This is a genomic window from Pseudomonas sp. NPDC089741 (genome assembly GCF_044748825.1).
In the GTDB taxonomy this organism is placed as follows: Bacteria; Pseudomonadota; Gammaproteobacteria; order Pseudomonadales; family Pseudomonadaceae; genus Aquipseudomonas; species Aquipseudomonas helmanticensis.
The window spans coordinates 89,708-98,922 of the sequence record NZ_JBIVGT010000020.1 but is presented as its reverse complement, the minus strand read 5'-3'; the positions used below and the strand labels follow the sequence as shown (position 1 = coordinate 98,922).

Annotated in this window: 5 protein-coding genes; all 5 read left to right on the top strand. The window is 60.2% G+C overall.

Annotated features, from left to right (window positions below):
* Positions 1 to 118 precede the first annotated feature (118 nt).
* The 5 genes from ACIPZE_RS19080 (at position 119) to ACIPZE_RS19060 (ending at position 9,198) form a co-directional block, all read left to right on the top strand.
* On the top strand, positions 119 to 1,012 hold the full coding sequence (locus ACIPZE_RS19080; protein WP_400774582.1) for a hypothetical protein: 894 nt from the start codon (positions 119 to 121) through the stop codon (positions 1,010 to 1,012).
* Positions 1,013 to 1,031: 19 nt separating this feature from the next.
* Complete coding sequence (gene rplI, locus ACIPZE_RS19075; RefSeq protein WP_008078307.1) at positions 1,032 to 1,478, top strand: 50S ribosomal protein L9; 447 nt, start codon at positions 1,032 to 1,034, stop codon at positions 1,476 to 1,478.
* 120 nt (positions 1,479 to 1,598) lie between these two features.
* Positions 1,599 to 2,996: a replicative DNA helicase gene (gene dnaB / locus ACIPZE_RS19070; protein WP_400774580.1), complete on the top strand. Its 1,398-nt coding sequence runs from the start codon at positions 1,599 to 1,601 to the stop codon at positions 2,994 to 2,996.
* Between the two features lie 190 nt (positions 2,997 to 3,186).
* Positions 3,187 to 5,499 carry a YgiQ family radical SAM protein gene (locus ACIPZE_RS19065; RefSeq protein ID WP_129388324.1) on the top strand — a complete coding sequence of 771 codons (2,313 nt, stop codon included), beginning with the start codon at positions 3,187 to 3,189 and terminating at the stop codon, positions 5,497 to 5,499.
* Positions 5,500 to 5,922: 423 nt separating this feature from the next.
* Positions 5,923 to 9,198, top strand: coding sequence for a DUF2126 domain-containing protein (locus ACIPZE_RS19060; protein WP_400774577.1), 3,276 nt, complete (start codon positions 5,923 to 5,925; stop codon positions 9,196 to 9,198).
* Positions 9,199 to 9,215 lie beyond the last annotated feature (17 nt).

Sequence of the window (9,215 nt, the reverse complement as noted above, 5' to 3'; positions counted from 1 at the left end):
GGCGCAGACTCAGCTCGCCCCCCGCCCCCCGCGCCCCCCCCCCCCGGCCCCGCTGCCCTCCACAGACAGCCACGGCCGCTGAGACCGGGCAGTCGACAAGTAGCAAAGGATTGAATGCATGCGTGCCTTAGCTGAGTTCATCATGCGAGGCCGTATGCAGGCCGCTCTCGTGGTGGCCGGATGTGCAACATTGCCGTTGTTGTATTGGTTGGGTGCTGCCGCCGCAAGCCTTGTGCTGCTGCGGCGCGGACTGACGGACGCCCTGGGTGTTCTGTCTCTGGGGCTGCTGCCAGCGTTGATCTGGTGGCTATACGCCGATGACCCACGGGCACTTCTGGTGCTGCTGGGGTCTTCGGGGCTTGCGTTGGTTTTGCGCGCAAGTGAGTCCTGGGTTCGTACGCTGCTGGTCAGCGTAGTGATTGGAGTGGTGTTTTCGGTGGTGCTCGGGGCAGCGTTTGCAGCCCAGATCGAGATGCTCTCGCAGGCCCTTATAAAGGTCATGCCGGCGCTTCTCGGTGAGACCTACAAGCAATTGTCGGTCGAAGAGCAAGCGCGTTTCGCGTCCCTGATTGCACCGGTCCTGACCGGACTGATTGCGGCTTTGTTGCAGATCGTCAGCGTGCTGAGCCTGATTGTCGGGCGTCATTGGCAGGCGTTGTTGTACAACCCGGGTGGTTTTGGTCGCGAGTTTCGCGCCATCCGGATCCCGCTGGGGCCGGCGATGTTACTGCTGGCGTTGATGCTTCTGGGCCCGAATCTCGGTGCACAGATGGCCATGTTGACGCCGTTGTGCAGTGTACCGCTGGTGTTCGCCGGACTTGCCCTGATTCACGGGCTGGTCGGGCAGAAGCGACTGGCCGGTTTCTGGCTGGTGGGGTTGTACGTCACGTTGTTGCTGTTCATGCAGCTGATCTATCCGTTGCTCGTGGTCCTGGCCATTGTCGACAGCCTGATTGATTTTCGCGGTCGTCATGTGTCGAAAGACACCGATAGCGCGAACGGTGAAGGTTAAAAGTTAAGAGGATTTTCACATGCAACTGATCCTTCTGGAAAAAGTCACCAACCTGGGCAACCTGGGTGACAAAGTGAACGTTAAGGCCGGTTACGGTCGTAACTACCTGCTGCCTTACGGCAAAGCTACCGCCGCGACCCCAGCGAACATCGCTGCGTTCGAAGAGCGTCGTGCCGAGCTGGAAAAAGCTGCTGCAGACCGTAAAGCATCGGCTGAAAGCCGTGCTGCCCAACTGGCCGAGCTGGAAGTGACCATCACTGCCACCGCTGGCGACGAAGGCAAGCTGTTCGGTTCGATCGGTACTCACGACATCGCTGACGCACTGACCGCCTCCGGCGTTGAAGTTGCGAAAAGCGAAGTTCGTCTGCCGAACGGCACCATCCGCAACGTGGGTGAATTCGACGTGGCTGTGCACCTGCACGCCGAAGTTGAAGCCACCGTACGCGTTGTCGTGGTAGCAGCTTAAGCAACACCTGATCGGCTGGCGGCTTGCCCGTCAGACGGTTAACATCGGGCACGATCCTGTTTACAGGTCGTGCCCTTTGTCTTTCTGAATTCCCCGTTTTTCCAAACAACACAAGTGGCCATGAACGATATCTCCGCTCCCGAGCAATACGATCTGCAAACCGCTGCCCTGAAGGTGCCGCCGCATTCCATCGAGGCCGAACAGGCTGTGCTCGGTGGTCTGATGCTGGACAACAACGCCTGGGAACGCGTGCTTGATCAAGTCTCCGACGGCGATTTCTATCGACATGACCACCGCCTGATCTTCCGTGCGATCGCCAAACTGGCCGATCAGAACTCTCCGATCGACGTCGTGACCCTTTCCGAGCAATTGGACAAGGAAGGTCAGACCTCGCAAGTCGGCGGTCTCGGATACCTTGGCGAACTGGCGAAAAACACGCCGTCTGTCGCCAACATCAAGGCCTATGCGCAGATCGTCCGCCAGCGTGCGACGTTGCGCCAACTGATCGGCATCAGCACCGAGATCGCCGACAGCGCCTTCAACCCGGAAGGTCGCACCGCCGAGGAAATCCTCGACGAAGCCGAGCGGCAGATCTTCGCAATTGCCGAGGCCCGCCCGAAAACCGGCGGCCCGGTGGGTGTGAATGAGTTGCTGACCAAGGCCATCGACCGCATCGACACCTTGTTCAACACCGACAACGCCATCACTGGTCTGTCCACCGGTTACACCGACCTCGACGAGAAAACCAGCGGCCTGCAACCAGCCGACCTGATCATCGTCGCCGGTCGTCCTTCGATGGGTAAAACCACCTTCGCCATGAACCTGGTGGAAAACGCCGTACTGCGCAGTGACAAAGCAGTGCTGGTGTATTCCCTCGAAATGCCAGGTGAATCGCTGATCATGCGTATGCTCTCCTCGCTGGGTCGCATCGACCAGACCAAAGTGCGTTCCGGCCAACTGGAAGACGACGACTGGCCGCGCCTGACCTCGGCGGTCAACCTGCTCAATGACCGCAAGCTGTTCATCGACGACACCGCAGGCATCAGCCCGTCGGAAATGCGTGCGCGTACCCGACGCCTGGCGCGTGAGCATGGTGACATCGGCCTGATCATGATCGACTACCTGCAGTTGATGCAGATTCCAGGATCCGGCGGCGACAACCGGACCAATGAGATTTCCGAAATCTCGCGTTCCCTGAAAGCCCTGGCCAAGGAATTCAACTGCCCGGTGGTGGCGCTGTCCCAGCTCAACCGTTCCCTCGAGCAACGACCGAACAAGCGGCCAATCAACTCCGACCTCCGGGAATCCGGAGCGATCGAGCAGGATGCTGACGTCATCATGTTCGTGTACCGGGACGAGGTGTATCACCCGGAAACCGAGCACAAAGGCATCGCCGAGATCATCATCGGCAAGCAGCGGAACGGGCCGATCGGCTTTATCCGCCTGGCGTTTATCGGCAAGTACACGCGCTTCGAAAACCTTGCGCCGGGCAGCTACAACTTCGACGACGACGAGTAATCGTCGTCGCCTGATCTGGCCTCTTCGCGAGCAGGCTCGCTCCCACATTTGGAATGCGTTCAAATGTGGGAGCGAGCCTGCTCGCGAATGGGGTCGGCACAATTTCCGACCACAGCCGTCGGAATTGGTCAAAATTTGTGCTATATTCCGCGCCCGCGAAATTCAATGAAAGCCAACACCGGTTATCGACATGCAAGCAGCCAAGCCGTTATTTGACTATCCAAAGTACTGGGCCGAATGTTTCGGGCCAGCGCCATTCCTGCCGATGAGCAGGGAGGAGATGGATCAGCTTGGCTGGGATTCCTGCGACATCATCATCGTCACCGGTGATGCCTACGTCGATCACCCGTCGTTCGGCATGGCGATCATCGGCCGGCTGCTGGAGTCGCAAGGCTTTCGCGTCGGGATCATCGCCCAGCCAAACTGGCAGTCGAAAGACGACTTCATGAAGCTCGGCGAGCCGAACCTGTTCTTCGGCGTCGCGGCCGGCAACATGGACTCGATGATCAACCGCTACACCGCCGACAAAAAGATCCGTTCTGACGACGCCTACACGCCAGGTGGTATGGCCGGCAAACGTCCGGATCGTGCAAGCCTGGTTTACAGCCAGCGCTGCAAAGAGGCTTACAAAAACGTGCCGATCGTCCTCGGCGGCATTGAAGCTTCCCTGCGTCGCATCGCGCACTACGACTATTGGCAGGATCGTGTGCGTAACTCGATCCTGATCGACGCCTGCGCCGACATTCTGCTGTACGGCAACGCCGAGCGCGCGATTGTCGAAGTCGCGCAGCGTCTGTCCTACGGTCACAAGATCGAAGACATCACTGACGTGCGCGGCACCGCGTTCATTCGTCGCGATACGCCGAAAGACTGGTACGAAGTCGACTCGACGCGGATCGATCGTCCGGGCAAGGTCGACAAGATCATCAACCCGTACGTGAATACCCAGGACACCCAGGCCTGCGCCATCGAGCAGGAAAAAGGTCCGGTTGAAGATCCGCAGGAAGCCAAGGTCGTGCAGATCCTGGCCAGCCCGCGCATGACCCGTGACAAGACCGTGATTCGTCTGCCATCGGTTGAAAAGGTCCGTGGCGATGCTGTTCTGTATGCCCACGCCAACCGTGTGCTGCACCTGGAAACCAACCCGGGCAACGCCCGTGCGCTGGTGCAGAAGCATGGCGAAGTCGACGTCTGGTTCAATCCGCCGCCGATTCCGATGACCACTGAAGAAATGGACTACGTGTTCGGCATGCCTTACGCACGTGTTCCGCACCCGGCGTACGGTAAGGAGAAGATCCCGGCCTACGACATGATCCGTTTCTCGGTGAACATCATGCGTGGCTGCTTCGGTGGCTGCACCTTCTGCTCGATCACCGAGCACGAAGGCCGGATCATCCAGAACCGTTCCGAAGAGTCGATCATTCGCGAAATCGAAGAGATCCGCGACAAGGTGCCAGGCTTCACCGGCGTCATCTCCGACCTCGGCGGCCCGACCGCGAACATGTACCGCATCGCCTGCAAGACGCCGGAAATCGAATCGGCGTGCCGCAAGCCATCCTGCGTGTTCCCGGGCATCTGCCCGAACCTGAACACCGACCATTCGTCGTTGATTCAGCTGTACCGCAGCGCCCGTGCCTTGCCGGGTGTGAAGAAGATCCTGATCGCCTCCGGCCTGCGCTACGACCTCGCGGTCGAGTCGCCGGAGTACGTCAAAGAGCTGGTGACCCACCACGTCGGTGGTTACCTGAAGATCGCCCCGGAACACACCGAGGAAGGTCCGCTCAACCAGATGATGAAGCCGGGCATTGGCAGCTATGACAAGTTCAAGCGCATGTTCGAGAAGTACACCAAGGAAGCGGGCAAAGAGCAGTACCTGATTCCGTACTTCATCGCCGCTCACCCGGGCACCACCGACGAAGACATGATGAACCTCGCCCTGTGGCTCAAGGGCAATGGCTTCCGCGCTGACCAGGTGCAGGCGTTCTACCCGTCGCCGATGGCCACCGCCACCGCGATGTACCACTCGGGCAAGAACCCGCTGCGCAAAGTCACTTACAAGAGTGACGCCGTGACCATCGTCAAGAGCGAAGAGCAGCGTCGTCTGCACAAGGCGTTCTTGCGTTATCACGACCCGAAAGGCTGGCCGATGCTGCGTGAAGCGCTGACTCGCATGGGCCGCGCTGACCTGATCGGTTCGGGCAAGGATCAGTTGATCCCGACTCACCAGCCGACCACCGACAGCTACCAGAGCGCCCGTCGCAAGAACTCGACGCCAGCCGGCAGCCATAAAGTGGCGAAGGAAGGCAAAGAGAAGACCACCAAGATCCTCACTCAGCACACTGGCTTGCCGCCACGTGCCAGTGATGGCGGTAATCCGTGGGACAAGCGTGAGCAGGCCAAGGCTGCGGCGTTTGCCCGCAACCAGCAGGCGGCCAAGGAACGTAAGGACGCGGCGAAAGGCAAAGGGCCGAAGCCGACCCGCAAGCCGGTCGTACCGCGCTAAGTTGCTTTTTAGCTGAACAGAACGCCAACCTTTGGGTTGGCGTTTTGCATTTCTGCCGTTGGATTTATGCAGGCCGCAAGATCCATCCCCCTCACCCCAGCCCTCCCGAAACGTCGGACCGCCCCCAAGGGGGCGAGGGGGAAGGGAGCAGAACTCTGTGCCTTTCAAAATCTGAGTTCGACTCAAGACTTTCAAGTCGGCGTATCTCCAACATCCAGCGCGGTCAGTCCCCTCTCCCTCCGGAAGAGGGTTAGGGTGAGGGGGGCTCTCGCAACATTTACGTGCAATGAGCCCAAACCATTTCCCCGCATCGCCCGATTTTGGTGCTGTACTGCCTTAAGCATTCCGGGAAAGCGCCCAATCCTGTGCATGGCATAAGTCTTGCGCGCTTTCGAATACGCTTAGGCTCGCAGGAGGCACGCCGTGTCGATTCATGTCGCATTGCATCACGTCACGCATTACCGCTACGACCATGCTGTCGAACTCGGCCCGCAGATCGTTCGCCTGCGCCCGGCCGCCCACAGCCGCACGCGGATTCTGTCGTATGCGCTGAAAGTCTCGCCCGAGCAGCATTTCATCAACTGGCAGCAAGACCCGCAGGGTAACTACCTCGCGCGACTGGTATTCCCCGAGAAAACCACTGAGCTGCGCATTGAAGTCGATCTGCTCGCCGAAATGGCCGTGTTCAATCCGTTCGATTTCTTCCTCGAACCCTACGCCGAGAAAATCCCCTTCGCCTACGCCGGCGATGAACGCAAGGAACTGGCGCCGTACCTCGAAACCCTGCCACTGACGCCGAAATTCAAAGCCTATCTGGACGCCATCGACCGCACGCCGCTGCCAGCGGTGGACTTCCTCGTCGCACTCAACCAGCGCCTGAGCGAAGACATCGGCTACCTGATCCGCATGGAACCGGGCGTGCAGACGCCGGAACACACCCTCGAACACGCCTCTGGTTCCTGCCGCGATTCGGCGTGGTTGCTGGTGCAGTTGCTGCGCAACCTCGGCCTGGCCGCGCGATTTGTTTCCGGCTACCTGATTCAACTGACGGCCGACGTGAAAAGCCTCGACGGTCCGTCCGGCACTGAAGTCGACTTCACCGACCTGCATGCCTGGTGCGAGGTGTATCTGCCGGGCGCTGGCTGGATCGGTCTCGATGCGACTTCCGGGCTGTTCGCCGGTGAAGGGCATATCCCGTTGGCCTGTAGTCCCGATCCGTCGTCGGCGGCGCCGATCAGTGGATTGGTCGAACCGTGCGAGTGTGTGTTCAGCCACGAAATGTCGGTGGAACGGATCTGGGAGGCGCCACGCGTCACCAAGCCCTACACCGATGAGCAATGGCTGGCGATTCAGGCATTGGGTCGGCAGATCGATGCCGACCTGCTGGAGGGCGATGTGCGCCTGACCATGGGCGGCGAGCCAACCTTCGTGTCCATCGATGACCCGGACAGTGCCGAGTGGAACACCGCTGCATTGGGTGACGATAAACGTCGGCTCTCTGCCGAACTGTTCCAGCGCATGCGCAAGCACTACGCGCCGAAGGGCCTGGTGCATTTTGGGCAGGGCAAATGGTATCCCGGTGAGCAACTGCCACGCTGGTCGCTCAATTGCTATTGGCGTCGTGATGGCGTGCCGATCTGGCACAACGATGCCCTGATCGCCGACGAACAGCAGGATTACGGTGCGAATGGTGAACTGGCCGGGCGTTTTCTCGCCAGTGTCGCCGAACGCCTGAAATTGCCTGTGCGCTTTGTGTTCCCGGCCTACGAAGACAATTTCTATTACCTCTGGCGTGAGGGCACGTTGCCGAGCAACGTCAGCGCCGAAGATTCGCGTCTTGAGGAACCTCTGGAGCGTGCGCGCTTGCGCAAAGTTTTCAGCCAGGGCCTGAACAAAGTAATCGGCCAGGTATTGCCGCTGGCGCGTACCGCCAAGGGTGATCAATGGCAGAGCGGGCGCTGGTATCTGCGTGACGAGCACTGCCGTCTGGTGCCGGGTGATTCACCGCTGGGTTATCGCCTGCCGCTCGGTTCGCAGCCGTGGGTGAAGGCCGCCGAGTATCCGTTTATTCATCCCCGGGATCCCAATCAGGATTTTTCCGAGCTGCCGCAAACCGCACAGCTCAACCGTCACGGCGAACCGGCGACGGCTGACGACCGTGCGCCGAAGATCGACGAATCTGCCGACTGGCTGACTCGCACCGCGTTTTGCGCCGAAGCCCGCGAAGGGCGGTTGTATCTGTTCATGCCGCCGCTGGAGCAGGTCGAGGATTATCTGCAACTGGTCGCGGCGATCGAGGCCACTGCCGAAGAATTGCATTGCCCGGTATTGCTCGAAGGCTACGAGCCGCCAAGCGATCAGCGCCTGAGCAACTTCCGCATCACCCCGGATCCGGGCGTGATTGAGGTTAACGTGCAGCCGTCGGCGACGTGGGACGAATTGGTCGAACGCACTGAATTTCTCTATGAAGAGGCACGGCAAACCCGCCTGACCAGCGAAAAATTCATGATCGATGGTCGCCATACTGGCACCGGCGGCGGTAACCACTTTGTCCTCGGAGGGGCGACGCCGGCGGATTCACCGTTCCTGCGCCGTCCGGATCTGCTGCGCAGCCTGATCAGTTACTGGCACAACCATCCGTCGTTGTCGTATCTGTTTTCCGGATTGTTCATCGGCCCGACGTCGCAGGCGCCGCGCGTCGATGAAGCGCGCAACGATGCCTTGTACGAACTGGAAATCGCTTTCGCGCAGATGCCCGAACCGGGCGAAGAATGCGCGCCGTGGCTGGTCGATCGACTGCTGCGTAACTTGCTCATCGACGTTACCGGCAATACTCATCGTGCCGAATTCTGCATCGACAAACTGTATTCACCGGACGGCGCCACCGGGCGTCTTGGCCTGCTGGAACTGCGCGCGTTCGAAATGCCGCCGCACGCCCGCATGAGCCTCGCTCAGCAGTTGCTGCTGCGAGCATTGGTCGCACGCTTCTGGCGCGAACCTTATGCGCCGCCGAAACTGGCGCGCTGGGGCACCGAGCTGCATGACCGTTTTCTGCTGCCACACTTTATCGAGCAGGACTTCGCCGACGTCATCGTCGAACTGAACAGCGCCGGTTATCCGCTAAGGGCGGAATGGTTCGCCGCGCATCTGGAGTTTCGTTTTCCCAAGGTTGGCGATTACGCCGTCAACGGTATCGAACTGGAACTGCGTCAGGCGCTGGAACCGTGGCATGTGTTGGGCGAGGAGGGTGCGGCGGGTGGCACGGTGCGTTACGTCGACTCTTCGCTGGAGCGCTTGCAGGTCAAGATCAAAGGCCTGCCACCGCAGCGCTATTTGCTGACGTGTAACGGCATCGCCGTGCCGTTGCACCCGACCGGGCGCGTTGGCGAATTCGTTGCCGGGGTGCGCTACCGCGCCTGGCAGCCGGCCAACTGTCTTCAACCGACAATACCCGTGCACGCGCCGCTGGTGTTCGATGTGCTCGACACCTGGATGGGCCGTTCGCTGGGCGGCTGCCAATACCATGTCGCGCATCCGGGCGGGCGCAATTACGAGACGCTGCCGGTCAATGCCAACGAAGCCGAGAGCCGGCGCATGGCGCGTTTCTTCCGCGTCGGACACACGCCGGGGAAACTTCCTATACCGAATGTGGAAATCAGTGACGAGCTACCGATGACAATCGATTTACGACGTTTCTAGGGCCTACGCGACACGCG